This window comes from Candidatus Pelagibacter sp. HIMB1495 (assembly GCF_052047955.1).
GTDB lineage: Bacteria > Pseudomonadota > Alphaproteobacteria > Pelagibacterales > Pelagibacteraceae > Pelagibacter.
Genome location: NZ_JBNAIQ010000001.1, coordinates 249600 through 272615, shown reverse-complemented (window position 1 = coordinate 272615; position 23016 = coordinate 249600). Strand labels below are relative to the sequence as shown.

30 protein-coding genes are annotated in these 23016 nt (G+C 29.4%); 10 read left to right on the top strand and 20 right to left on the bottom strand.

Annotated features, from left to right (window positions below; all coding sequences use genetic code 11):
* Position 1: 1 nt before the first annotated feature.
* From glcF to hspQ, 13 genes are all read right to left on the bottom strand, one after another.
* Positions 2–1291: a glycolate oxidase subunit GlcF gene (gene glcF, locus ACTTAW_RS01475; protein WP_440650843.1), complete on the bottom strand. Its 1290-nt coding sequence runs from the start codon at positions 1289–1291 to the stop codon at positions 2–4.
* Positions 1291–2571: an FAD-binding protein gene (locus ACTTAW_RS01470; RefSeq protein WP_440650842.1), complete on the bottom strand. Its 1281-nt coding sequence runs from the start codon at positions 2569–2571 to the stop codon at positions 1291–1293. Before ACTTAW_RS01470 ends, glcF begins: the two co-directional genes overlap by 1 nt.
* Complete coding sequence (locus ACTTAW_RS01465) at positions 2525–4021, bottom strand: FAD-linked oxidase C-terminal domain-containing protein (protein WP_440650841.1); 1497 nt, start codon at positions 4019–4021, stop codon at positions 2525–2527. The genes ACTTAW_RS01470 and ACTTAW_RS01465 overlap by 47 nt, the downstream gene beginning before the upstream one ends.
* Positions 4022–4024: 3 nt before the next feature.
* A complete protein-coding gene (locus ACTTAW_RS01460) occupies positions 4025–5188 on the bottom strand; it encodes a pyridoxal phosphate-dependent aminotransferase (RefSeq protein ID WP_440650840.1) in 1164 nt (387 codons plus the stop codon).
* Between the two features lie 73 nt (positions 5189–5261).
* On the bottom strand, positions 5262–6413 hold the full coding sequence (locus tag ACTTAW_RS01455) for an alpha-hydroxy acid oxidase (RefSeq protein WP_440650839.1): 1152 nt from the start codon (positions 6411–6413) through the stop codon (positions 5262–5264).
* Positions 6414–6422: 9 nt separating this feature from the next.
* Entirely contained in the window at positions 6423–6935 is a 513-nt protein-coding gene (locus ACTTAW_RS01450; protein ID WP_440650838.1) for an acyloxyacyl hydrolase, read from the bottom strand.
* Positions 6935–7300: a cytochrome c-type biogenesis protein gene (locus ACTTAW_RS01445; RefSeq protein ID WP_440650837.1), complete on the bottom strand. Its 366-nt coding sequence runs from the start codon at positions 7298–7300 to the stop codon at positions 6935–6937. Before ACTTAW_RS01445 ends, ACTTAW_RS01450 begins: the two co-directional genes overlap by 1 nt.
* A complete protein-coding gene (locus ACTTAW_RS01440; RefSeq protein WP_440650836.1) occupies positions 7297–7815 on the bottom strand; it encodes a DsbE family thiol:disulfide interchange protein in 519 nt (172 codons plus the stop codon). The genes ACTTAW_RS01445 and ACTTAW_RS01440 overlap by 4 nt, the downstream gene beginning before the upstream one ends.
* Positions 7812–9686, bottom strand: a complete 1875-nt coding sequence (locus ACTTAW_RS01435) for a heme lyase CcmF/NrfE family subunit (protein ID WP_440650835.1) — start codon at positions 9684–9686, stop codon at positions 7812–7814. Before ACTTAW_RS01435 ends, ACTTAW_RS01440 begins: the two co-directional genes overlap by 4 nt.
* Positions 9687–10106 carry a cytochrome c maturation protein CcmE gene (ccmE, locus tag ACTTAW_RS01430; RefSeq protein WP_440650834.1) on the bottom strand — a complete coding sequence of 140 codons (420 nt, stop codon included), beginning with the start codon at positions 10104–10106 and terminating at the stop codon, positions 9687–9689. It abuts the gene before it with no gap.
* 10 nt (positions 10107–10116) lie between these two features.
* Positions 10117–10344: a heme exporter protein CcmD gene (locus ACTTAW_RS01425; protein ID WP_440650833.1), complete on the bottom strand. Its 228-nt coding sequence runs from the start codon at positions 10342–10344 to the stop codon at positions 10117–10119.
* Positions 10341–11048, bottom strand: coding sequence for a heme ABC transporter permease CcmC (gene ccmC / locus ACTTAW_RS01420; RefSeq protein ID WP_440650832.1), 708 nt, complete (start codon positions 11046–11048; stop codon positions 10341–10343). The genes ACTTAW_RS01425 and ccmC overlap by 4 nt, the downstream gene beginning before the upstream one ends.
* A gap of 177 nt (positions 11049–11225) precedes the next feature.
* Complete coding sequence (hspQ, locus tag ACTTAW_RS01415; protein WP_262589942.1) at positions 11226–11546, bottom strand: heat shock protein HspQ; 321 nt, start codon at positions 11544–11546, stop codon at positions 11226–11228.
* Positions 11547–11633: 87 nt separating this feature from the next.
* Here hspQ and ACTTAW_RS01410 point away from each other — a divergent pair, with 87 nt between their 5' ends.
* The gene (locus tag ACTTAW_RS01410) at positions 11634–12185 is read left to right on the top strand and encodes a septation protein A (protein ID WP_440619109.1); all 552 of its coding nucleotides are present in this window, start codon (positions 11634–11636) and stop codon (positions 12183–12185) included.
* A complete protein-coding gene (locus tag ACTTAW_RS01405) occupies positions 12178–12522 on the top strand; it encodes a DUF2794 domain-containing protein (RefSeq protein WP_440613652.1) in 345 nt (114 codons plus the stop codon). Before ACTTAW_RS01410 ends, ACTTAW_RS01405 begins: the two co-directional genes overlap by 8 nt.
* Before the next feature lies 1 nt (position 12523).
* On the opposite strand, the gene ACTTAW_RS01400 is transcribed toward ACTTAW_RS01405, so the two are convergent.
* The gene (locus ACTTAW_RS01400; protein ID WP_440650831.1) at positions 12524–13285 is read right to left on the bottom strand and encodes a Bax inhibitor-1/YccA family protein; all 762 of its coding nucleotides are present in this window, start codon (positions 13283–13285) and stop codon (positions 12524–12526) included.
* Positions 13286–13364: 79 nt separating this feature from the next.
* Between ACTTAW_RS01400 and ACTTAW_RS01395 the strand changes: the two genes are divergently transcribed.
* From ACTTAW_RS01395 to ACTTAW_RS01370, 6 genes are read left to right on the top strand one after another with little or no spacing between them, the layout of a single operon-like run.
* Positions 13365–14399 (top strand): aldo/keto reductase, encoded by a 1035-nt coding sequence (locus ACTTAW_RS01395; RefSeq protein WP_440650830.1) that lies wholly within the window; start codon positions 13365–13367, stop codon positions 14397–14399.
* The gene (locus tag ACTTAW_RS01390; protein WP_440650829.1) at positions 14390–14899 is read left to right on the top strand and encodes an invasion associated locus B family protein; all 510 of its coding nucleotides are present in this window, start codon (positions 14390–14392) and stop codon (positions 14897–14899) included. The genes ACTTAW_RS01395 and ACTTAW_RS01390 overlap by 10 nt, the downstream gene beginning before the upstream one ends.
* A 4-nt stretch (positions 14900–14903) precedes the next feature.
* Positions 14904–16091: an argininosuccinate synthase gene (locus tag ACTTAW_RS01385; RefSeq protein WP_440650828.1), complete on the top strand. Its 1188-nt coding sequence runs from the start codon at positions 14904–14906 to the stop codon at positions 16089–16091.
* A 57-nt stretch (positions 16092–16148) separates the two neighbouring features.
* On the top strand, positions 16149–16607 hold the full coding sequence (locus ACTTAW_RS01380; RefSeq protein ID WP_262589950.1) for a hypothetical protein: 459 nt from the start codon (positions 16149–16151) through the stop codon (positions 16605–16607).
* Positions 16607–16987: a phosphate-starvation-inducible PsiE family protein gene (locus ACTTAW_RS01375; protein ID WP_075504930.1), complete on the top strand. Its 381-nt coding sequence runs from the start codon at positions 16607–16609 to the stop codon at positions 16985–16987. Before ACTTAW_RS01380 ends, ACTTAW_RS01375 begins: the two co-directional genes overlap by 1 nt.
* Positions 16988–16993: 6 nt before the next feature.
* Positions 16994–18133 carry an FAD-binding domain-containing protein gene (locus ACTTAW_RS01370; RefSeq protein ID WP_440650827.1) on the top strand — a complete coding sequence of 380 codons (1140 nt, stop codon included), beginning with the start codon at positions 16994–16996 and terminating at the stop codon, positions 18131–18133.
* Here the strand turns inward: ACTTAW_RS01370 and ACTTAW_RS01365 are convergent.
* From ACTTAW_RS01365 to ACTTAW_RS01340, 6 genes are read right to left on the bottom strand one after another with little or no spacing between them, the layout of a single operon-like run.
* Positions 18130–18351: a hypothetical protein gene (locus tag ACTTAW_RS01365; RefSeq protein WP_428078984.1), complete on the bottom strand. Its 222-nt coding sequence runs from the start codon at positions 18349–18351 to the stop codon at positions 18130–18132. The two genes, ACTTAW_RS01370 and ACTTAW_RS01365, sit on opposite strands and share 4 nt — an antisense overlap.
* The gene (locus ACTTAW_RS01360; protein WP_262589953.1) at positions 18344–18535 is read right to left on the bottom strand and encodes a hypothetical protein; all 192 of its coding nucleotides are present in this window, start codon (positions 18533–18535) and stop codon (positions 18344–18346) included. The genes ACTTAW_RS01365 and ACTTAW_RS01360 overlap by 8 nt, the downstream gene beginning before the upstream one ends.
* Complete coding sequence (locus ACTTAW_RS01355) at positions 18532–19251, bottom strand: type 1 glutamine amidotransferase (protein ID WP_440650826.1); 720 nt, start codon at positions 19249–19251, stop codon at positions 18532–18534. Before ACTTAW_RS01355 ends, ACTTAW_RS01360 begins: the two co-directional genes overlap by 4 nt.
* A gap of 5 nt (positions 19252–19256) precedes the next feature.
* Positions 19257–19385, bottom strand: a complete 129-nt coding sequence (locus ACTTAW_RS01350) for a DUF2256 domain-containing protein (protein WP_262589955.1) — start codon at positions 19383–19385, stop codon at positions 19257–19259.
* Position 19386: 1 nt separating this feature from the next.
* Positions 19387–19716, bottom strand: coding sequence for a hypothetical protein (locus ACTTAW_RS01345; protein ID WP_440650825.1), 330 nt, complete (start codon positions 19714–19716; stop codon positions 19387–19389).
* 5 nt (positions 19717–19721) lie between these two features.
* Positions 19722–21212, bottom strand: coding sequence for a cryptochrome/photolyase family protein (locus tag ACTTAW_RS01340; RefSeq protein ID WP_440650824.1), 1491 nt, complete (start codon positions 21210–21212; stop codon positions 19722–19724).
* A 27-nt stretch (positions 21213–21239) separates the two neighbouring features.
* On the opposite strand from ACTTAW_RS01340, the gene ACTTAW_RS01335 reads away from it, so the two are divergent.
* Together ACTTAW_RS01335 and ACTTAW_RS01330 are read left to right on the top strand one after the other, a co-directional pair.
* Positions 21240–21950: an SDR family NAD(P)-dependent oxidoreductase gene (locus tag ACTTAW_RS01335; protein ID WP_440650823.1), complete on the top strand. Its 711-nt coding sequence runs from the start codon at positions 21240–21242 to the stop codon at positions 21948–21950.
* Positions 21925–23016 (top strand): PQQ-dependent sugar dehydrogenase, encoded by a 1092-nt coding sequence (locus tag ACTTAW_RS01330; protein WP_440650822.1) that lies wholly within the window; start codon positions 21925–21927, stop codon positions 23014–23016. The genes ACTTAW_RS01335 and ACTTAW_RS01330 overlap by 26 nt, the downstream gene beginning before the upstream one ends.

Here is a 23016-nt window from a genome sequence, read left to right as displayed (position 1 = left end):
CCTATTTTAAAATTTCAGGTTTGGGACCGCCTGTGTACCAATCCAAAACTTCAATTGTATGTAAAATTGGGACTTTAGTACCATGAGAAATTTGGGTAATACAACCAATATTTCCTGTTGAAATAAAGTCAGGATTTAAACTTTCTATGTTATTTACCTTATTTTTTAATAGTTGTTTTGCAATTTTTGATTGTAAAATATTATAAGTTCCTGCTGATCCACAACAAATGTGTCCTTGAGGAATTTCCATTATTTCATTATCAGTTTTTTCAAGTAATGAAATTGGTTGTGAATGAACTTTTTGACCGTGCTGCATTGAACATGCAGAGTGATAAGCAACTTTATATTTCTTTCCTTTAGATTTTATATTTAACTTTAAACTTTCAAAAATGTATTCAGAAATATCTCTTGTAAGATCTGATATGACTTTGGCTTTTTTACTTAACTCTTTGTCATCTCTAAAAATAAAACCATAATCCTTCATGGTAGTACCACAACCAGATGTATTAGATAAAATTGCATCTAAATTTCCCTTTTGATGCTCATCATACCAAGTATTTATATTATTTTTAAAATCTTGGTGAGCATCCTCTTCTTTTCCTAGATGGTGATTTAAAGATCCACAGCAACGAATTTTTTTTGGGACTACGACTTCAACCCCATGTCTATTTAACAATCTGATTGTTGCTTCATTTATTTGAGGTGAAATTTCTTTTTGTACACATCCAGTTAATAATGCAACTCTTGCTATTCTTTTCTTGTCTGAAACTTTATAAATCTCTTTAATAGGTAAAGTTTTTTTTGGAAAAGTTGTTGGCATTAATTCAATCATGTCTTTAATCTTTGTAGGCATCAAGAATTTGAATGGCATTGCCAATTTAACAAAAAAACTTGAAAGTCTAAATACTTTAACATTTGGTAAAGTGATTGATAAAAAATATCTAATTAATTTATCAAAAAAAGATCTTTCATAATTTTTTTCAATATATTTTTTTCCATGATCTATGATGTGCATGTAATTCACACCAGCAGGACAAGTAGTCATGCAGCTATAACATGAAAGACAACGATCGATATGCTTAACAACTTTTTCAGTTGGTTTTCTGTTATTTTCCAACATGTCTTTAATAAGATAAATTCTACCTCTTGGACCATCTAATTCATCACCTAATAGCTGATGTGTAGGACAAGTAGCATTACACATTCCACAATGAACACACTTTTTAAATACTTTTTCTGTAGCAAAATTATCAGAGTCTTTAAGTTGCTGTTCAGTAAATTTTGTCTGCATTAAATTCCTCTATACATTTTTCCAGGGTTTAAAATTCTTTTTGGATCAAAACTTTTCTTAATTTTTTCTGAAATCATTAAACGTATATCATCAACTGTAAAAATTGATTCTCCATAATCATAATCTGCTGAGGTTTTTATTACAGTTAAATAACCACCAGCTTCCAAAGCTATTTTTTTTAGCTCTTTTATTTTTTCTTCTTTTTGTTCATCAACTTCTATCCAAAACAATGATCCACACCAATCCACAAAATATTTATATTTATTATCTAAAAATTTTAATAAATTTGATCCTTTTGCTGGAGGAATAACCATTCTGATTAAATTATTTTTTGTGTTCTCAAAAATTTCTAAATTATTAATTTTTTTCCAAAATGGTTCTGATTGATAAACATCTAAAGTAGAAGTTTCAAATTTACCAAGTTCAAGCTCTTTACTTAAATTTTTAATTTTTTCCTTAATTGAAATTTTATCTCCTTCTACTCTAAAAGCTAGAAAAGAAGTATTTGATTTTAAATCATTAAATTTAAATACAGAATTTTTTTTCTTTAAGAAATCATCATCCTTTGATTTGTTAGGAACATACACTGCTCCTGATATTTCACTGCTTGAACTTGATAACTTAATAAATAAATCAAAAATCTCTTCAGATTTATCAATATAAATTGCTATTGTATTTGATGAATCTTTTTTTGGTAAAACCTTTAAAGTGATTTCTGTTAAAGCTACTAATGTGCCAAAAGATCCAGCTATAAGTTTTGACAAATCATAACCTGTAACATTTTTAACTACTGTTCCACCTGATTTGATAAGATCCCCTTTGCCGTTTACTCCTTTAAAACCCAAAACATGATCTCTAACACTTCCAACTTTAAACCTTCTTGAGCCTGCATAATTACAAGATAAATAACCTGCAACAGTTCCTTTGTTAGATACACCATTTTTTATATAACCAAAATCAATAGGCTCGAAGGCTAATTCCTGATTATTTTCATCAAGTATTTTTTCAACTTCTTCAATTGGTGTGCAAGCCTTTACTTTAATATACAATTCTTCAGGTCTGTAATCTATTATGCCTGTTAACTTCGAAAGTGACATTGTATTTGCTGATTGAGCTTTATTTCCTATGAAGCTTTTAGAATTATTTCCTATTATTTCTGTAGGAGAATCTTTTTTGTAAAGTTCTCTAATTAATTCTGATACTTCACTTTCATTTTTTGGATAATAGATATTATTAGAATCTTGGAAGATCTGGGAATTTATCTTTGCTTTTATGGACATGAACCCTTCCTTCCTCCGCGCACTTTCTAAGAATAGGATATACTTTTCCAGGATTTAACAAGTTTTTTTCGTCTAGTGATTTTTTAATATCTAACTGTTGTTGGATATCATTATCATTAAACATCTCACACATAAGTTCTCTTTTTTCAATACCAACTCCATGCTCTCCTGTGATTACTCCTCCAAGTCTTACGCAAGTTTTTAATATTTCTGATCCAAACTCTTCAGTTTTTCTTAACTGCTCTTTATCATTTCCATCAAACATAATTAATGGATGTAAATTTCCATCACCTGCATGAAAGCAATTTGCCACTGGTAAATTATATTTTTCTGAAAGTTTTTTTATTTCAAGTAAAGCTTCTGCGAGTTTACCTCTAGGTATTGAGCCATCCATACAGTAATAATCTGGGGCCATCGCACCACATGCTGGAAAAGCAGCTTTTCTTCCAGCCCAAAAAGATAGTCTTTCTTTTTCATTTTTGCTTAATTTTAAACTTGAACAATTATTTTTTTTACAAATTATCTCAACTTTTTTAATCAACTCATTTACTTCTGACTCTGTTCCATCAAGTTCAACAATTAATAATAATTCGGCATCTCTTGGATAACCAGCTTTGCTAAAATTATCTGTTGCTTCAATAAGAGCTTTGTCCATAATTTCCATTCCAGCTGGAACTATTCCGCTTGAAATTATTTCAGACGCTGCATCTCCTCCTTCTTTAATAGATGGAAAACCAATTAAAGCTGCTTTAACAACTTCTGGTTTTTTCAGAATCTTAACAGTTACTTCAGTAACAACGCCTAATAATCCCTCTGAACCACAAATTAATCCCATAAGGTCATACCCTTCTTGATCAAAAGATTTTCCTCCAATTTTACAAATGGTTCCATCCATCATTACCATTTCTACACCTAAAATATTGTTTGTAGTGGTTCCATATTTTAAAGAATGAACACCTCCTGAATTTTCAGCCACATTACCACCTATTGAGCATGCTAATTGACTAGATGGATCTGGAGCATAATAAAAACCCTTATGTTCTACAGCATGAGTAATTCCTAAATTAGTAACACCAGGTTGAGTGATCACACATTTATTCTCATAATCAATTTCTAAAATTTTATTAAATTTTCCTAATCCTAAAAGGATGGCATCTTGCAAAGGTAATGCTCCACCAGATAAACCTGTACCAGCACCTCTTGGAACTACTTTGATATTTTCTTCATTACAATATTTAAGAATTTCGCTAACTTCTTTAGTGTTTTCAGGCAAGACCACAGCTAAAGGCGTTTGGGTATAAACTGAAAGAGCATCAGTTTCATAAGGTCTCAATTCATCAACTTCGCTTAAAACATTTTCTGGGTTAGTTAAACTTGATAGTTTTTTTACTATTTGAGATTTATTAGATACAATAGACCTATCAATTTTTGGCAAAGCTATTTCAGACATAGCTTAACCTAGCATTTTTTTGATATTTTCCAATGCGTTAGAAATGTTATCCTGAGATGCAGCAAAGCTAAATCTTACGTAATCTTTGCATGTTTTTCCAAATGCTGTGCCTGGGACAATAGCAACGCCAGCTTCATGCATAGCTCTTTTACAAAACTCTGAACCATCCATTCCAGTTCCTATAACTTTTGGAAATGCGTAAAATGCTCCCCCTGGCAAACTGCATTCTACTCCTGGTAAACTATTTAATCCTTCATGAATTAGTTTTCTTCTTTGTGTGAATTTTTCCATCATCAAATCAATTGAATCGTCTGGTCCATCAAGTGCTGCTATTCCTGCAAATTGAGCTGCAGCATTAACACAAGATACACTATTGATTAATAGTTTATTTATATGTTCAATTAATTTCTCTGGCCAAAAACTCCAACCAAGTCTCCATCCTGTCATTGAGTAAGCTTTACTCCAACCTTCTAAAACAATTAGTCTGCCTCTTAACTCTGGATAATTAAAGAATGTTGGCATTTCTTTATTGTCAAATATTTGTCTACTGTAAATTTCATCACTTAGGATTGTAACATGCGGATGTTTTTTTAAACCCTCTGCTAATTTATCAATTTCAGACTTCTCAACAAAACTTCCAGTTGGGTTGTTAGGGTTAATTAAAATTAACAATCTAGTCTTTTCAGTGATTAAAGATAAAATTTTATCTGCACTAAATTTTAAATCTTTATCTTCTGTTAAATCGTAAGGTACAGCAGTAGAGCCTGTATAATTAATCATAGACTCATAAATAGGAAAAGCTGGTGTTGGATGAATAATTTCAGCTCCTGGCTCACCAAAACACTGTATTGCATAATGCATTGTAGGTTTACCACCTGGCATTATAATAATTCTTTCTGGATCTACTTCAGTATTATATCTTTTTTTGATCCATCTAGTAACCGCTTGTCTGCACTCTAAAATTCCGTTCGAAAGAACGTATCCATGATGACCATCGTCTAAAGCTTTCTTTGCAGCTTCAACTACATGTTTGGGTGTTTTAAAATCTGGCTGACCCAACCCAAGATGTATCATTGGGTTTCCTTGTGCCTCTAATTTTTTAGCTTCTGCTAAAACTGAAAAAGCACTCTCTGTTCCAAGTCTATTAAGTGATGCTGCTAGTTTCATAATAAAGTTGGAAAATATACATAAATTAAGTTGATTGTCTATTAAGATAAAATTTGAATTTCCTTATTTTATCTTAATTTCTGTAGATTATTTTTGATGCATCAAGATCTTTTACGGATTTACAGCCCATCAAAATCATATTTCTTCTAATTTCTTTTTGCATGTTCTCTAGTAATCTTTCAACGCCTTTTTGTCCTCCAGCACCTAAACTAAAAAGAAAAGCTTTTCCAAAACTACAAGCTGTTGCACCAGCTGCAAGAGCTTTTAAAACATGCGTTCCTCTTCTCACTCCGCCATCAAGAATAATTTCTAACTTATCACCTACAGCATCTGAAATTGCTTTTACTTGATCAAAAGGTGATCTCGATCCATCCAATTGTCTTCCGCCATGATTAGATATCATTATCGCAGTACAACCTATATCAATTGCTCTCTTTGCATCTTCAACGGACATTACACCTTTTAGTGCCATTGGTTTATTCCATTTTTTAATACAGTATTCTGCATCTTTCCAATTCATTGCTGGATCATATTGCTCATTAATATAATCCATTACTGATTTAGCTATGTTTGTTCCTTTATCAGTTTTGTTTTTAATGTTTGCTAACTCAAATTTTTTATTAGTAAAATATTTAAAAACCCAACCAGGTCTCATAGCAAAACTTAATAAACTATCTAAGGTAAATTTGGGTGGGGTAGTAAAACCAGTTCTATGATCTCTTTCTCTGTTACCAGCAACTAAAGTATCAACAGTAATGCACATACCATCAAAATTTGCTCTGCTACATCTTTCAATTAAATCATCAGTAATTGATTTATCCTTATGGATATAAAGTTGAAATAGTTTTGGACCACTAGAAACATTCGCAACTTCTTCTATAGAAAATGATGCCATTGTAGACATACTATAAATTGTATTAAATTTTTCTGCTGCTCTAGCAGAAGCTTTATCACCTTCTGGATCATATAAACTTTGCATCGCTGTAGGAGATAAAAATAAAGGCATATCAATTTTTCTTCCAAAAACTGTTGTGGATAAATCTGGCTCTCCAACACTGTTTAAAATATTAGGAACTAAATCACAGTCGTTAAAAGAATCTGTATTTCTGTTTAAAGTTATTTCATCATCAGCACCTCCGTCAATATAATGAAATATTGGTGCTGGTAATTTTTTCTTGGCTAATTTTCTAAAGTCATCAAAATTATAGCAATCATTTAAATTCATAAATGTGTATTAGAAGCTTTTAAAGAAATTAAACATATAACTATTTGCCCCAGGATTTTTACTTCCTAGACTAGCATTAGATAAGTGGTTATATGAAAATCCAAATTGACTACTCTCAGACATATCTAGAGATATTTGAAGTTCAGTTTTAAATTCTATAACATGACCAAGATCTTTTCCATCTCCCTCATGATATAATCCAGGAGCAAAACTTGGATTAAAATTTAAAGATCCTATTTTATATTGTGCCTCTACTCCTGTATAAACATAAGCCGCACTATCAGCAGTAATAAGAGCACCAGTTACAGGTGACAAATTTCCTAAAAAAGTATCTCTATTTAAGTTTTCATTTTGATGCTGAAAACCTAGTAATTCTGATTTTTTTCCATCATCACTAAAATCAAACATTCCTGTGTAAACATTAAACTCAGTATTTAAATCTCTCTGTTTAATTTCTTCTGCATTAGTAGAAATCGTAAAAAATAGAAATGAGAATAAAATTAGAATTTTTTTTAAATACATTATGGATTAATTTTAAATTTTAGTTTTTTAAGGATTATTGCACCTCCAAGTAAAAATATCAATATTGGCAATAACCAAAGAATATAAGTATTTTTATTTAAAGTAGGGTCATACAAAATCCATTCTCCATATTTTTCTTTAAAAAAATCATAAATTTGGTTTTCAGACAATCCTTCCTCAAGTTTTTTATCAACTAAAATTTTCATACTATTAGCAAAATCAGAATCTGAGTCATAAACAGATTGGCCCTGACAAATTAAACATCTTAAATTTTTGGTAATCTTATTTCTTTCAAGTTGATAATCAGCAAATGATATTTTTGGAATTAATAATAAAATAATTATAATTATTTTTAAAAATCTCATTTTATAATCGAGTTAATTTCATTAATTAATTGTTCATTTAATGGTCCAATATATTTTGCAACTATTTTATTTTTATGGATCAAAAAAGTTTCTGGCACACCATATGCCCCCCACTCTATTGAAATTGTACCATCTTCATCTAATAATATCGTTTCGTATGGATTTCCCAGTTTTGTTAGAAAATTTTGGGCATTGTCAAAGTTATCTTTATAATTTAATCCAACTAAAGTTACCTTATTGTTTACACTTAATCTCATTAAATAAGAATGTTCTTGTCTACAGGGCACACACCATGAGGCCCATATATTTAATAAATAAAATTTATTTGAATTAAATATTTCTGATGAGTTAACATTTTCTTTGCTATCAAACTTAACGCCAGAAAAAACTGGAATATCTTTTTTTATTTCTGACTTAGGAGTATAGATATTTGATTCCTGTAAACCTTTATAAAATATAAAAAAAATAATTATAAAACTTATTATTATTATTGAAGGAATTAATTTATCTTTCATATTCTCTTTCTAAACAAACTTAATATTCCACCCATACTTAATAATAACACTGACACCCATATCCAAAGCATAAAAGGTTTGTCTTGATATCTAACATTAAAATATTCCTGATTTTGCACCAAGTTTATGACAATAAATTTATCTTTCATTAAAGAAGTTTTAATATCAGCTTCACTAGTTACTATATTTGGCTGATTATAAATTCTTAACTCTGGAGACATTTTATTAATTTTTCCATCTGAAGAAATTATTTTAAAATTTGCTATCACTGAGTTGTAATTTTTTTCATCTCTCTGCTTTACATCTTCAAGTAAAATTTTAAATTTTGAATTTTCATAACTTTCACCAATTTTAAGATTGGTTATTACTTCGCTAGAAAGTAAATTATTAAATAAAATACTTAAGATTAATAAGCTAAATCCAAAGTGAGCAATATTTTGAGAAATGTTTTTAAATTTTTTTATAAAAAAATCCCTCACAGTAATAAAAAACAAATAAAATGCACTTGAGATTAAAATAGTGTTTACAAGTAAATTTTTATCAAAATTCTTAACAACCAAATAAGAGATTAAAATCGATACCAATAACAAAAGTATAAGAATTTTTTTACTCTCTAGGTTAGATTTAATCCATTTCAATTGAGGTCCGATTGCCATAGCAATTAAAAATGGAATTAAGAAAGGGATAATTAGTTTATGGTAAAACGGTGGACCGACAGATATTTTTTCTGAAGAAATTACGTCTAAAAAAATTGGATACACAGTACCGATTAAAACTACAGATAAAAAATACATCATGAACCAATTATTCAATATAATTGCACTTTCTTTACTTAACCAAAAAAGATTTATTGAATTCTTTTGATCCTCTTTATGAAAAAAGAAAAAAATAAATAAAGAAATAAAAATTAGAACAAATAAAAATATTAATATGAATAGACCTCTTTCAGGGTCGTTAGCGAAAGTATGAACTGAATTAAGGATACCTGATCTAACTAAGAAAGTTCCACACATACTAAGTGTAAATGTAGCTATAGATAAAATTATAACCCAAGATGTTAAAATCGATTTTTTCTCTAAAACTAATATACAATGTAGTAATGTGGTTAATGCTAACCAAGGCATAAGAGATACATTTTCAACTGGATCCCAAAACCAAAATCCTCCCCATCCAAGTTCATAATAAGCCCAAATAGAACCTAGTAAAATTCCTAAGGTCAAAAATATCCAAGAAACTAAAGTCCATTTTTTTATATGAGTTGCCCAGCTTCCTGAAACCATTTTTAAAGTTGTGGCTGCTAGCGCAGAAGAAAATATTATTGATGAACCAACATAGCCTAAATATAAAATAGGTGGATGAATTGCTAATGCAGGATCTTGCAATATTGGATTTAAACCTAAACCTTGCTTAGGAATTGGGAATAAGTAATTAAATGGATTAGAAGTTTTTAATAAAAATATAAAAAAACCAATAATTATTATCTGCTGAAATATTGTTGTCAGAGTTTTGTATTTTATAGATTGATTATTTGTTCTTAGTAAAAAAATAAAAATGAACAATGTTAAAACCAACAACCACAATAACAAACTACCTTCATGATTTCCCCAAGTTCCCGTAATCTTGTAAAATAAAGGTTTAGTAGTATGAGAATTATTAAATACAGTTTCATTACTAAAATCTGAAACTACAAAAGATAAAACTAAACCAAAAAAACTAATAACAACAAAAAATAATTGTAAAAATGATAACGATAATATTTTAGTATCTAAAATTTCTGAATTTCTAAAATTTTGAACTGAAAAATAAATCAAAATTAAACCACTAATTAATCCTAAAATTAGTGCATAGTATCCAACAACGCTATAAATCAATTAATTTTCCTCCAATGCAGCTTTAACCTCTGGGGGCATATAATTTTCATCATGCTTTGCTAAAATTTTTGTTGCTGAAAAGAAATTTCTGTCTTTCAAAACACCTTCGGCTACAACTCCCTTTCCTTCTTGAAATAAATTTGGGACAGCACCTGAATAAGTAACATTAATCTCATTTTTAAAATCTGTAATAATAAAATTCACTTCATTAGAATTCATACTAATAGAATTTTTTTTAACCATTCCACCTACTCTGATTTTATTATTTGTCAGCTCAGTTAATGACTTAATCTCTGAAGGAGATTGAAAATAAACTACGTTTTCTTCTAAAGATTTTAGAACTAAAAAAACAGTTAATATTAAAATTAATAAAATAGTCGAAACAAATAGAAATCTTAACTTAACTTTTCGACCATACATCGATCAAAAATTAGTTGTTTGTTGCGTCAGCTAAAATTTCTTTATTTATTCTTTGTGATTTTGCAGAATTAGCTTGTTCAGTGTTAAGTGATCCAAATTTAGCAACAAATTTATTTTGTTCTCTAATAAATTGAACTTTTGTTACTAAATATAAACTTAGGAAACTTAATAAAGTAAAACCAAATGCAGATAACACGTATACTGCATATCCATTCATAAATAATAAGTCGTTAATCATAGTCTATCTAAACCTTTGTTTTTAATTTTTATCAGTTCTGTATTATATTTCATTAAGAAAATTAACAACGAAAATAGAGCAAATGCCGCAGTCATTATCAATAATGGATAAAGCATTGATGAATGAATTGAGCTTTTAGACAAGATATTTATTGAGGCAGGTTGGTGAAGTGTATTCCACCAATCAACCGAGTACTTAATTATTGGCACATTAATAATTCCAAGAATAGTGATAAAAGTTGAAATTTTAAAAACTTTTTCATCATTTTCATAAATTCTCCACGAGATTAAATATAGAGCATAAAATAGAGCTAAAATTAACATCGAAGTAATTCTCGCATCCCAGGCCCACCATGTACCCCAAGTAGGTTTCCCCCAAATAGAACCTGTTACCAAAGCAATTATGTTAAAAACAAAACCTGAAGGTGCTAAACTTTTGGATATTAAAAAAAAATTTTTGTTTTTAAAAATAAATCCTGAAATTGACAAAACAGTTATCGAAGAAAAAATTCCAAGAGAAATCCATGCAGCAGGAACATGAACATACATAATTCTAACAGCATCACTCTGCTTGTAATCTTCTGGAGACAATATGAGTGCTTCAACTAATCCAACAGATAGAACAACAACAAATAAAAATAAAACATATTTTGGCGCCTTCGAAGTAATTTGAAAAATTTTATTTGGCTCTAAAAGTTTAAACATAACTATAATTTAGGGATTTATTTTGAAAATACTATTGTGAAAAATTATCTGATCAAGAATGAAGAGGGGGAGATAATAAAGAAAGATTAACTTTTAACACTCTTGATCAGAATATAACTATTTTATAAAAAAATAGTGTGGCCTAGATTGGAAATAAATGTGTTTGAATAATGATAGCTAATTAGAAAGCTTGAAATAGCTTGAGCCTTTTTTGCCTGAAAAAATTTCTTCAATTAACGGATGTTTTATAGGCTCATCTGAATCATCCATCAAAAGATTTTGCTCAGAAACATAGGCTTCATAGGTAATTTCATCATTTTCAGCAAGTAAATGATAAAAAGGCTGATCTTTTCTAGGCCTAACATTTTTTGGAATAGACTGATACCATTCCTCAGAATTGTTAAACTCGAAATCTACATCATAAATTACACCTCTAAATTCGAAGTGCTTATGTTTTACAATATCTCCTATTGAAAATTTAGCTTTTTGGATTGCCATGATAGTTAGTATGGGTATTTAAAATTAAAAATCAATGTAAAAAATATTAATGTTTTGTGATGTGGCAAATATGTTAGTATCTTTTAAGTGAATAAATCTTTTTTAAAATTTGTTACTGATTTTGGACCTTTAGCAATATTTTTTTTCTATTATTATAACAGTGGAAAAAATTTATCAGTAGCAATTCCTCCCTTAATAGTTGCAACTATCATTGCATTAGCTGTTGTTTGGTTTTTTGAAAAAAAAATACCGCCGATGCCTTTGTTAAGTGGAATTTTAATAACTTTTTTTGGAGGTCTCACTATCTACTTTAATGATCCAATATTTATTTATGTAAAACCAACAATAATAAATATTATGTTTGCTTTGGCTTTATATTTTGGAAAATACTTTACAAAAGAACCAGTCCTTAAAAAAGTTATGGGTAAATCAATACCTTTATCTGATATCGGATGGGAAATTTTAAATCGAAGATGGATGTTTTTTTTCTTCGGTCTTGCATTATTAAATGAATTTGTTTGGAGAACACAAACTGAAGAATTTTGGGTTAATTTTAAAGTATGGGGAATGCTTCCAATAACAATAGTGTTTACTGGATTTCAGGTGCCTTTGATAAATAAACATAAAATAGATGCGTAATAACTTAAGATTAGTAGTAAACAATCCACATAATAAAATAGAGGAAAAACAATTTTTTGAAAAAGATGAGCTTAAAATTATTTTAGATCTTTATGCAAAGATGGTTTCCGAAGGCTCTTGGAAAGATTATGGTCTCAACATATCAAGCAAACAAGTTAGCTTTAGTGTATTTAGGAATGCAGCAGAGAATGCGCTCTATAAAATTTGTAAAAATTTTAAGCCAAAAAATAAAAATTTAAAATACTTAATCACAGACACAAGCGGTAAGATTTTAAAAAATTCTTATGAGCTTAAGTCTTTACTTAAAAATACTAATTGGAAGAAACTTCAAAAATAAACTATCGTCTTTGACCAAAAAGTCTTAACAACATTATAAATAGATTAATAAAGTCTAGGTATAATGTTAAAGCACCCATTACTGCTTTTTTTCCAATGATTTCACCAGAGTCACTTGCAACATACATGTTTTTAATTTTTTGAGTATCATAGGCTGTTAAACCTACGAAAATTAAAACACCTAAAATTGAAATTACAAAATACATCATTGAAGATTTTAGGAAAATATTAACGATTGATGCAATAATTATACCAATTAATCCCATCATTAAAAATGATCCAAACTTTGTTAAATCTCTTTTAGTTGTATAACCATAAATACTCATAGCTCCAAAAGTTGCTGAAGTTATGAAAAACACTCTAGTAACACTCAAGCCAGTATAAACTAATAAGATTGAGGACAATGAAAGACCCATTAAAGCTGCAAACACCCAGAATGTTGTTTGAGCTTTTGAAGCGCTCATCTTATTAATACCAAAACTCATATAAAAAACGATACCCAAAGGAGCTAACATTACCAACCATTTAAGCCCTGATAAATAAATTGCATTCCCCATTTGTGTTAATCCAACAATTGCACCTGATTGATCAGTTACTACTGACATCTTAAATGTTAAGAGTGCGATGATCCCTGTTAACAACACACCTGTTGCCATGTAATTGTAAACTTTTAACATGTAGGCTCTTAAGCCTTCATCCATTACAGCAGCTGTTTGTTGAGCTGCTTTTGCCCTATTTAAAATTCCGTTTTTATCAAATTCCATAATATGTTACATATAATGGTCTTTTGATAATTATTCAAGATACCTTAAAAGATTAATAAAAAGTTAACATAAAACATTAATGAATTACAAAAAATTAGGAAATACTGATCTTGATGTAAGTACAATTTGTCTCGGTACAATGACTTGGGGAGAACAAAATACTCAAGATGAAGCATTTGAACAAATGGACTTTGCTTTAGATCAAGGAGTTAATTTTTGGGATACTGCAGAACTTTATTCGGTTCCACCAAAAGAAGAAACTTTTGGTCATACTGAAAGAATAATTGGTAACTGGTTCAAAGATAGAAATGCAAGAGAAAAAATTATTTTAGCAACAAAGGTTGCTGGGCCTGCAAGACCATACATAAGAAATGGAGAAAATAATTATAATATTCAAAATATGACAAAAGCCTTGGATGGAAGTTTAAAAAGGCTTCAAACAGATTATATTGATTTATATCAACTTCACTGGCCAGAAAGAAATGTAAATAATTTTGGCAGACTTGGCTACATACATAAAGAAAATAATTGGAATGAGTTTGAGGATGTTTTAGAAAACCTCAAAAAATTTATAGATCAAGGGAAAATAAGAGAAATAGGATTATCAAATGAAACTCCATGGGGAGTATCTAAATATTTAGATATATCAAAACAAAAAAAACTTCCACGAATGATGTCTATTCAGAACCCCTATAGTCTTTTAAATAGAACATATGAAGTTGGATTGTCTGAAATATCCATAAGGGACAAAATTGGTTTATTAGCTTACTCGCCTCTGGCTAGCGGTTTTCTAACAGGAAAATATAGGAATAATTCATTACCAAAAAATTCTAGGATTGAAAGAGATGGAGATTTTTGGACTAGATATAATAAACCTAATAGAAACAATGCAATTGAAGAATATTATAAAATTTCAAAAAAATACTCATTAGATATGGCACAGATGTCTATTAAATTTTGTGAAATTCAAGATTTCATGACAAGTGTAATTATAGGTGCTACTACAATGGAGCAGTTGAAAACAAACATAGAAAGTGTAAATGTAGATTTATCCAATGATATCATTGAAGAGATTAATCAAGTTCAAACAATTTATCCAAATCCATGTCCTTAATTAAAAAGATAATAATTTTATCAACTGTATTTATCTTAAGTTCAAATCATCTATTTGCTCAGGAAGTAAAAAAAATTGGTAAATATAAAGATTGGGAGGCAATGGTAGTTTATGAACCTGATGGCAAAGTATGTTTTGCACAATCAACACCTGTGCTTCAAGCACCAAAATCAAACAAAAGAGATGCAAAATTATTTGTAACTTTTAGACCAGAAGAAAATATTTCAAATGAAGTAAGTGTTACTCCTGGATATGAATTTAATAACAAGAATTCTGTTATTGCAGCATCTGGAAAGAACAAATTTAAGTTTGATATAATGCAACAAGGATTTGCATGGATTGCTGATAACAAAATTGAAGTAAAAATGATTAGTAGAATGAAGAAGGGATCAAGAATAATGATTACTGGATACAATCAAAATGGATCCCAAACAATTGATCATTATTCTTTGCTTGGATTTACCAAAGCTTACAATGCATCAAAAAAAGCTTGTACATAATTAAATGAAATCAAAAAATAAAATTGTACTTGCCTACTCAGGCGGTTTAGATACGTCCATAATTTTAAAATGGCTTCAAGAAAATTATAACGCTGAAGTAATATGTTACACTGCTGATGTTGGTCAAAAAATCGATAGAAAAAAAATTTTTAAGAATGCAAAAAAATTTGGTGTCAAAAATATTATTATCCAGAATTTGAAAGATATTTTTGTAAAAGATTACGTTTATCCAATGATTAGAGGACATGCAATTTATGAAGGTGTATATCTTTTGGGGACTTCTATTGCTAGACCATTGATTGCCAAAGACCAAATAAGAGTTGCTAAAAAATTTAAAGCTAATGCAGTTTCACATGGTGCTACAGGAAAAGGAAATGACCAAGTAAGATTTGAATTAGGCTATCATTACTTTGGACCAAAAATAAAAATTATTGCTCCATGGAGAATTTGGAAATTAAAATCAAGAACTGATTTAATTAACTATGCGAAAAAACATGGGATACCAATACCAAAAGATAAAAAAGGCGCTCCACCTTTTTCAGTAGATGATAATTTATTTCATACATCAACTGAAGGGAAAGTGTTAGAAAATCCAAAAAATTCTGCGCCAGAATTTATTTACCAAAGAACAGTTTCTCCTGAAAGAGCTCCAAACAAGCCTTCATTTATTACCATCAATTTTAAAAATGGAGATCCCTTTGCAATTAATGGAAAAAAAATGTCTCCTTCTAAACTATTAGAAAAGCTGAACAATGTTGCTGGAAAAAATGGAATAGGAAGAATTGATTTAGTTGAAAATAGATTTATTGGAATAAAATCTCGAGGGGTGTACGAAACACCAGGTGGAACTTTATTAATTCATGCACATAGAGCAATCGAATCCGTAACTTTAGATAAAGAAACAATGCATAAAAAAGATCAGATTATGCCAAGATATGCCGAACTTATCTATAATGGTTATTGGTATTCAAAAGAAAGATTTAAACTTCAAAAAATTGTAGACCTTAAAAGAAACAAAGTTAATGGCTCAGTAAAACTTAAACTTTATAAAGGAAATGTAATAATCGAGTCTCGAATAACAAAAAGTTCTGCCTACTCTATGAAAAAAGTTTCCTTTGAAGAAAACAAAACATTTAATAAATCTAATGTTGAAAGATTTATTAATTTTCATAAGAAAAAACTACGTTCTTAATTAAATTTAGGTCAATTTAACATTTGTTAAAACTTCTTAAAACTGTATCGTGAAATTATGGATTCATTAAAAAATTGGATGAAAGATGCTGCAAATATTTTATTTGACGACAGTAAAAACGACCTTCGAGCTCTTCCAAAAACTGTAAGATTACAAATTCTTTTAGTTCTAAGTTTTATTTGGACTACGGTTTTCAGTTTATATGTATTCTCATACACAACATTTGCATTTGGTTGGGCAGGTCTTTATGTGGCGCATGTAGGATTAATTTTTGCTGTGTATATGACTTTTAAACAATTTCATAAAGCAGAGGAAAGATCTAGCAGTGTATTTGAAACTAAAAATTTTGACCCATTTAAGATTATGGTAATTGTTTTTGTGATAGTATTTATATTTGTTTTTTCAAAAGGTATTGAAGTATTAACTAGTCCTAATCCAAGTTCTTATTCAATTCCTTATGATGGGCCGTCAAAATCAGTTTTTGAAAAATGGCTTCCATTTAGTAAAGATAAATAATGGACAAGATAGCAAAAAACTTACAACTAGCTTTGATGGTTATTATCTTAATCAGCACAGTTATTGCAGTTGGAATTGAGATGAAAAATATGTTCTTAAATCAATCTGTAACATTAGCTGATCTACTATTAATGTTTCTTTATCTAGAGGTCCTGGCGATGGTTAGAGTTTTTTGGAACCAACAATCAATTAGTATTACCCTTCCACTGCTTATTGCGATTACTGCTCTTGCACGATTTATTATTTTACAAGGAAAAGAAATGGATCCTACTGCACTTGTTTATGAAGCGGTCGCGATTTTATTAATTGCTGGAGCAATTGTTGTCTTAAGATTGAGACATAGTGATAAATTGGGTCTCAAGAAAAAAAAATCAAAATAATTTAAAATGATGTTTGAAGCTTCAAGGGCTAAGGCCTTAAATCAATTAAATAATTTTATCGATAACGGTCTTGCAGATTATTCTAAATTAAGAAATTTTGATTTTGGTCCTGAAAAAAGATCTAATATATCATGCTTATCTCCATACATAACACACGGAATTATAAACGAAAAAGAAATCATCCAGAAAACTCTAAGCAAATTTTCTTTTTCAAAAAATGAAAAATTTATTCAAGAAGTTTTATGGAGAACTTATTGGAAAGGTTGGCTAGAGCTAAGACCAAATGTTTGGGCAGATTATCTTATTGAATTAAATCAAATAAAAAATGAACTTCAAAATAATAAAAATTATCTCTCAGCAATTGAGGGAAAAACAGATATTGAATGCTTCAATGAGTGGGTTAACGAGCTAAAAGAAAAAAATTATTTGCATAATCACACAAGAATGTGGTTTGCTAGTATTTGGATTTTTACTTTAGAATTACCTTGGCAATTAGGTGCAGAATTTTTCATGAAACATCTTTATGATGGAGACGCTGCATCAAATACTCTAGGATGGCGATGGGTTGCAGGTGTTCAAACTCAAGGCAAACACTATCTTGCTAGTGAATGGAATATTAAAAAATTCACTAACAATAGATACCAAAACATAAAATTGAACGAAAATGCTCCCCCGAAAATTTCAGAAAAATCTTATCAAATAATAAAACAAGATTTTACTAACCCACAAAATATAGAAGAAAAAAATCTTTTAATTTTTGATAATAATCTCTCATTTGAAATCACTGACTTTAAAGAAAAAAACTTTAAGAAAATTTACTTAGTTTCTAACAAAAATGAAAATAGATCTATTAAACTCAGTGAAAAATTAGTGAAATTTAAATCTCAGTTAATAGAAGACCAAGGACAAAGATTAAAAAATCAATCTATTGATTTTCAGTTAATTGATATAAGTGAAGTGACAAACATTGAAAATTGTTATGGTTTGTATCCAACAGTCGGTGAAAATTTAGACTACTTAAACTCGAATGATATAAATGTGAGTTTTTTATACAGGAGCCTTGATCAGTTAGCTTGGCAATATTGTAATAAAGGTTTTTTTAATTTTAAAAATTATATTCCTAAAATTGTTTCAACCTTAAGCTAAAACCATCGAATCATACCTATAATTCCAGCAGTCGCATAGAAGAATTGAAGTAAAAGAATTCCTTTGTGGCCGCCCCTGTAAGCCCAAATTCCAATTAAAATAGCTGACAAAAGCAACAAACAAAATCCAAAAAATTCTATTCCTATATTTAAGGCCACAAATAAAGAATATAATATTGCTGTAATAACCCCTGCCCATTCAAAAATTTTATTATTCATAATTTTTATATATCTCTTCACGCTCACTTTTGTTCATGCCCTTTGTTTTTTCTAAAAATTCATTTCTTAACTCTCTTGTTTTAAAAATGTAAAAACAAACTGTATCTTTGCTGTGGTAGATTGCTTTAAGTTCATCATCTATATCGTTTAGCTCATTAGGTATTTCAGTCTTTATGCAAATCATAGAAGTTTTTTGAAATTATTATAAAGAATTGTAGAATAATTGTTCATGTCATTCATATTATCTTTTGCTGATTGATCAAACTTTTTTAAAGCATCACTCCCAAGCTGATCCTCTAAAGCTTTCTTGTATTCAGGAACGCATCCCCATTCATTGACTGTTGTATCTTTTATTTCTATATGAAATTGAATTCCGTAAGCGTGGTTTTGATATTTAAATATTTGATATTTAGTAATCGGTGAAGAAGCCAATAAAGTTATATCATTGTTTTTTTCAATTCCTTGGACCTCATAAGAATGCCATTGTAAACTTTTTATTTTATTAGGAAATTGTGAAAACAAATTATCGTTTTCTTTTTCTTTCGAAAAATCAATATCCATAATACCAATTTCTGGAGGATTTGATTTCACAACTTTACCACCCACTACCTCGCCTAATAGTTGGCAACCCAAACAAAAACCTAAATAAGGTTTTTTCAAATCTACAACAAATTCTTTAATTTTTTTCTTTTCTTCAATTAACCATGGATATTCTTTTTCCATGTAGGTATCCATCGGTCCCCCCATACAAAACATTCCATCAAAATTACTAAGATCCTCTGGTATTTTTTCACCTTCGTCTAACTCTATTGTGGTTAAATTAAATCCATCAGATAGCATTAAATCTTTAATGTAGCCTGGATCTTCTATTTTAATATGTTGTAGTACAATTATATTCACTATGATTAACTTAGCTTAGAACACTTCTTGGAACAATATTTTACTCTATCCCAATTAAGTTTCCATTTTTTTCGCCACGTAAATGGTCTTTTACATACAGGACATATTTTTGAGGGTAAGTTTTGTTTTTTCAATTTAATATTCTTTAAAATTTTTATTCCAAAGATCTAAAGCTTCATCCCAATTTGGAATATGATCGCTTTCATAACCATATGTAGAACCTGTTGCAATTGCTCTAAAATTTCTCATTGCTTTTGAGTGCTCAGTTCCATTTAAATATTTAACCATCAGCTTTCTATCTTTCCAAGCTGTTAAAGTATGCTGGTATCCGTTAAATGCCTTCGTTTCACAAAATATGTTTCCTTCAGCTTTTTGTGCTGCCCTAAAAGATGGGATTGCTAACAACCAAAATCTTAATTTTGAAAAAAAATTTTTTGGCTTTAAGCCAGTAATAGCAATATACATAAAGTTTAGTTTGTATTTTGTTTAATAAATTTATCAGCCTCTGATAAAATCATTTTTTTTCTCTCATCTTTCATTTTATCAAAAATTCTAACCATCATTGATAGTCTTGGATTTTTTAAAAAGAATTTTCTGTTCCGATCTATGAATCTCCAATAAAGACCATCCATGGTGTTACACCAATCACCTTTCTTGAAGTCCATCATTTTCATAAAATATGCAGATCCGCAAATATATGGTTTAGTCGCAAAAATCCCTCCATCACTAAACAATCCCATTCCGTAAACATTCGGAACCATTACCCAATCTGATGAGTCTACAAACATCTCCATAAACCACTTATAAACAATTGTAGGCTTTATCTCACAGAGATTCATAATATTGGATAAGATCATTAATCTTTCAATGTGATGTGACCAGCCATTATTGACTGCATTTTTAATCGCATAATCTAACGGTGGAAGACCAGTGGTACCCTCATACCATGAACTTTTCATTTTTCTATTCTGTTTAAAAAAATTTCCTGTTTCCATTTCATGCGAGTAGGACTGATAAATTCCACGCATAAATTCTCTCCATCCAATTACCTGACGCACATAACCCTCTAGGGAATTTATTCTAATTTTATTTTTTTTATGAAAATCTAAAATTTTTTGGATTACAAGTTCAGGTGTTATTAGGCCTAAATTTATATAAGGACTTAAAGTGCTATGAAAAAGAATATTATCTTTTTGATCAACAGCATCCTCATAATCACCAAATAGATTAGATTTTTCTTTTATAAAAAAGTTTAAAAGTTTAACTACATCGTCGTATTCAGTAGCAAACCAAAAATTCTCTGTGCTCCCTGGATGGTTTTTAAATTCCTTCTCAATAATAGGCTTCAATTTTTTTGTGTGACTAGTTTCATTAATTTTTGGAAATTTAGGAATTAATATATCTTTTGGTAATTTATTTCTGTTATCTTCATCAAAACTCCATTTACCTCCGATTGGATTACCATCTGACCCCATCAATATTCCAGATTTTTTTCTAACATCCTTGTAGAAAGTTGCCATAAAAGGTTTTTTTGATTTTGATAGATAATTTTTAAAATCTTCTCTAGAATTTAAAAACATTGGTGTTTGAATTACATTCCAATTAATTTTTTCTTTTTTTAAAAATTGAGAAATTTTTTTTTCAAAAAATTTATCCTCTACTTCGAAACTAGAAATTTCTTTTATTTTTTTTTGAGTAATAATTTTTTTTAACTTTTTTAAATAATCATCATTAAACTCTTTGTCTTCAATTTTGATATGGTCTAATTTAAATTTATTTTTCTTCAACTCATCAGCATAAGATCGCATTGATGATAAAAATAATAAAATTTTCTGTTTATGATGCTTTTCATAGGTGCATAAACCCTTGTCTTCGGCCATAAAAAATAGATGGTCTTTTTTGAAGCGGTCAATGTATTTTGTTGGAAATAATTGATTGCCAAGTATAAAAAATAACTTCATATTTAAATATAACTAATAAAAATTTTTATGTCAGAAAAATATCTTATTTTTGGTGCAACTGGCTCAATTGGATCTAGTTTAGCAGAACAATTAAAAAATTCAGGAAATGATATTCATTTAGTTGCAAGAAATGAAAGTGAACTTGCTCCAATTGTAGAAAAGCTTGGATGTTCACATACTATCGCAGATGTTATTGAAGAAGGTTTTATAGAAAAAGTTAAATCAGATATTTCTGAAATCAAAGGATTGGCCTACTGTGTAGGATCCATAGACTTAAAGCCACTTAGAATGATTAATGAACAAGATTTTCAAAAATGTATGAAACTTAATCTTTATTCTGCTGTCGAGGCTATCAAAGGATATCAAGAAACTTTAAAAAAAAATAAAGGTTCAATTGTAATGTTTTCAACTGTTGCCGCACAAAGAGGTTTCACCAATCATGCAATTATTGCGTCAGCAAAGGCAGCTGTTGAAGGTCTGACTGTTTCTTTAGCTGCAGAATTTGCTCCAAACATAAGAGTAAATTGTGTGGCACCAAGCTTAACAAAATCTAAAATTGCTGAACCTATGTTAAAAAATGCTGCTTTAGCAGAAGGTATTGCAAAAGCTCATCCATTAAAAAGATTGGGGGAAGGAAAAGATTCAGCATCGCTTGCTAAATTTTTACTTACAGAAGATAGTTCTTGGATCACTGGTCAAGTTATAGCTGTAGATGGTGGTAGATCTAAACTTTCATAAAGTGAAAAAATTTATTTTTATATTTTTTTTTATTTTAATTTCCGCAACAGCAAATTCTAAAAATTATAATTTTGAAAAATTAGGGTCTTTTAGTGAACCATGGGGTTCAAGTTTCATTAACAGTGAAGAATTAATTGTTACAGAAAAAGGTGGCAAAATTAAAATAATAAACATTGTTTCAAAAAATATCTCTGAAGTTAAACATAATTTAAACTATTTTGTTCATGGTCAAGGTGGTCTTTTAGATATTATTCATAAAGATAAAAAATTATGGATTTCATATTCAGAAAATAGAGGAGACTGGAAAACCAGCACCTCAATTGCAAAAGCAGATTTAAATAAGAATTCTTTAAATTTTAAAAATATATTTCAAGCAAATCCACCTATTGAATCTGGCTATCATTTTGGATCAAGACTTGCTATCAAGGAAAATTACTTGTTTGCTTCTGCAGGAGAAAGAGGCATGAATATGATTGCTCAAGATCCAACACAACATCCTGGCAGTATCATTAGAATAAATTTAGATGGAAGTATTCCAAAAGATAACCCTAAGTTTGAAGGTAAGCCAGAATGGCTTCCAGAGATATACCAGATTGGAGTTAGAAATCCTCAGGGTTTAACTTTTTCAGAATTTGATGGAAAAATTTATATGAGCAATCATGGAGCAAAGGGTGGTGATTGGTTTGGAGAGGCCAAAAAGGGAGAAAATTATGGTTGGAAAATTTTAGGCTGGGGAGGGACAAATTACTCAGGAACTAAAATTGGTCCAAAATGGAAACCAGGATTTACAAAAGCCATTCAATATTGGATTCCATCAATTGCTGCAAGTGCTATTACAATTTATAAAGGTAAAGAATTTGAAGAATGGAATGGTCATGCATTAATTACTTCTCTTAAAGATAAATCTTTAAGAAAATTAATATTTTCAAACACATCTGAAATCCAAGAGAAAATTATTTTTAAGGATAAAATTGGGAGAATCAGAGACATACAAGTTCACCCAATTAATGGGAAAATTTATTTTTTAGCTGGGGATGATTTGTGGCTAATGGAAAAAAATAATTAA

Coding starts and splice junctions, on each gene's coding strand:
- glcF (WP_440650843.1), bottom strand. CDS start 1,291: ATGCAGACAAAATTTACTGAACAGCAACTTAAAGACTCTGATAATTTT.
- ACTTAW_RS01470 (WP_440650842.1), bottom strand. CDS start 2,571: ATGTCCATAAAAGCAAAGATAAATTCCCAGATCTTCCAAGATTCTAAT.
- ACTTAW_RS01465 (WP_440650841.1), bottom strand. CDS start 4,021: ATGTCTGAAATAGCTTTGCCAAAAATTGATAGGTCTATTGTATCTAAT.
- ACTTAW_RS01460 (WP_440650840.1), bottom strand. CDS start 5,188: ATGAAACTAGCAGCATCACTTAATAGACTTGGAACAGAGAGTGCTTTT.
- ACTTAW_RS01455 (WP_440650839.1), bottom strand. CDS start 6,413: ATGAATTTAAATGATTGCTATAATTTTGATGACTTTAGAAAATTAGCC.
- ACTTAW_RS01450 (WP_440650838.1), bottom strand. CDS start 6,935: ATGTATTTAAAAAAAATTCTAATTTTATTCTCATTTCTATTTTTTACG.
- ACTTAW_RS01445 (WP_440650837.1), bottom strand. CDS start 7,300: ATGAGATTTTTAAAAATAATTATAATTATTTTATTATTAATTCCAAAA.
- ACTTAW_RS01440 (WP_440650836.1), bottom strand. CDS start 7,815: ATGAAAGATAAATTAATTCCTTCAATAATAATAATAAGTTTTATAATT.
- ccmE (WP_440650834.1), bottom strand. CDS start 10,106: ATGTATGGTCGAAAAGTTAAGTTAAGATTTCTATTTGTTTCGACTATT.
- ACTTAW_RS01425 (WP_440650833.1), bottom strand. CDS start 10,344: ATGATTAACGACTTATTATTTATGAATGGATATGCAGTATACGTGTTA.
- ccmC (WP_440650832.1), bottom strand. CDS start 11,048: ATGTTTAAACTTTTAGAGCCAAATAAAATTTTTCAAATTACTTCGAAG.
- hspQ (WP_262589942.1), bottom strand. CDS start 11,546: ATGGCAATCCAAAAAGCTAAATTTTCAATAGGAGATATTGTAAAACAT.
- ACTTAW_RS01405 (WP_440613652.1), top strand. CDS start 12,178: ATGCGTAATAACTTAAGATTAGTAGTAAACAATCCACATAATAAAATA.
- ACTTAW_RS01400 (WP_440650831.1), bottom strand. CDS start 13,285: ATGGAATTTGATAAAAACGGAATTTTAAATAGGGCAAAAGCAGCTCAA.
- ACTTAW_RS01395 (WP_440650830.1), top strand. CDS start 13,365: ATGAATTACAAAAAATTAGGAAATACTGATCTTGATGTAAGTACAATT.
- ACTTAW_RS01390 (WP_440650829.1), top strand. CDS start 14,390: ATGTCCTTAATTAAAAAGATAATAATTTTATCAACTGTATTTATCTTA.
- ACTTAW_RS01385 (WP_440650828.1), top strand. CDS start 14,904: ATGAAATCAAAAAATAAAATTGTACTTGCCTACTCAGGCGGTTTAGAT.
- ACTTAW_RS01380 (WP_262589950.1), top strand. CDS start 16,149: ATGGATTCATTAAAAAATTGGATGAAAGATGCTGCAAATATTTTATTT.
- ACTTAW_RS01375 (WP_075504930.1), top strand. CDS start 16,607: ATGGACAAGATAGCAAAAAACTTACAACTAGCTTTGATGGTTATTATC.
- ACTTAW_RS01370 (WP_440650827.1), top strand. CDS start 16,994: ATGATGTTTGAAGCTTCAAGGGCTAAGGCCTTAAATCAATTAAATAAT.
- ACTTAW_RS01365 (WP_428078984.1), bottom strand. CDS start 18,351: ATGAATAATAAAATTTTTGAATGGGCAGGGGTTATTACAGCAATATTA.
- ACTTAW_RS01360 (WP_262589953.1), bottom strand. CDS start 18,535: ATGATTTGCATAAAGACTGAAATACCTAATGAGCTAAACGATATAGAT.
- ACTTAW_RS01345 (WP_440650825.1), bottom strand. CDS start 19,716: ATGTATATTGCTATTACTGGCTTAAAGCCAAAAAATTTTTTTTCAAAA.
- ACTTAW_RS01340 (WP_440650824.1), bottom strand. CDS start 21,212: ATGAAGTTATTTTTTATACTTGGCAATCAATTATTTCCAACAAAATAC.
- ACTTAW_RS01335 (WP_440650823.1), top strand. CDS start 21,240: ATGTCAGAAAAATATCTTATTTTTGGTGCAACTGGCTCAATTGGATCT.
- ACTTAW_RS01330 (WP_440650822.1), top strand. CDS start 21,925: ATGGTGGTAGATCTAAACTTTCATAAAGTGAAAAAATTTATTTTTATA.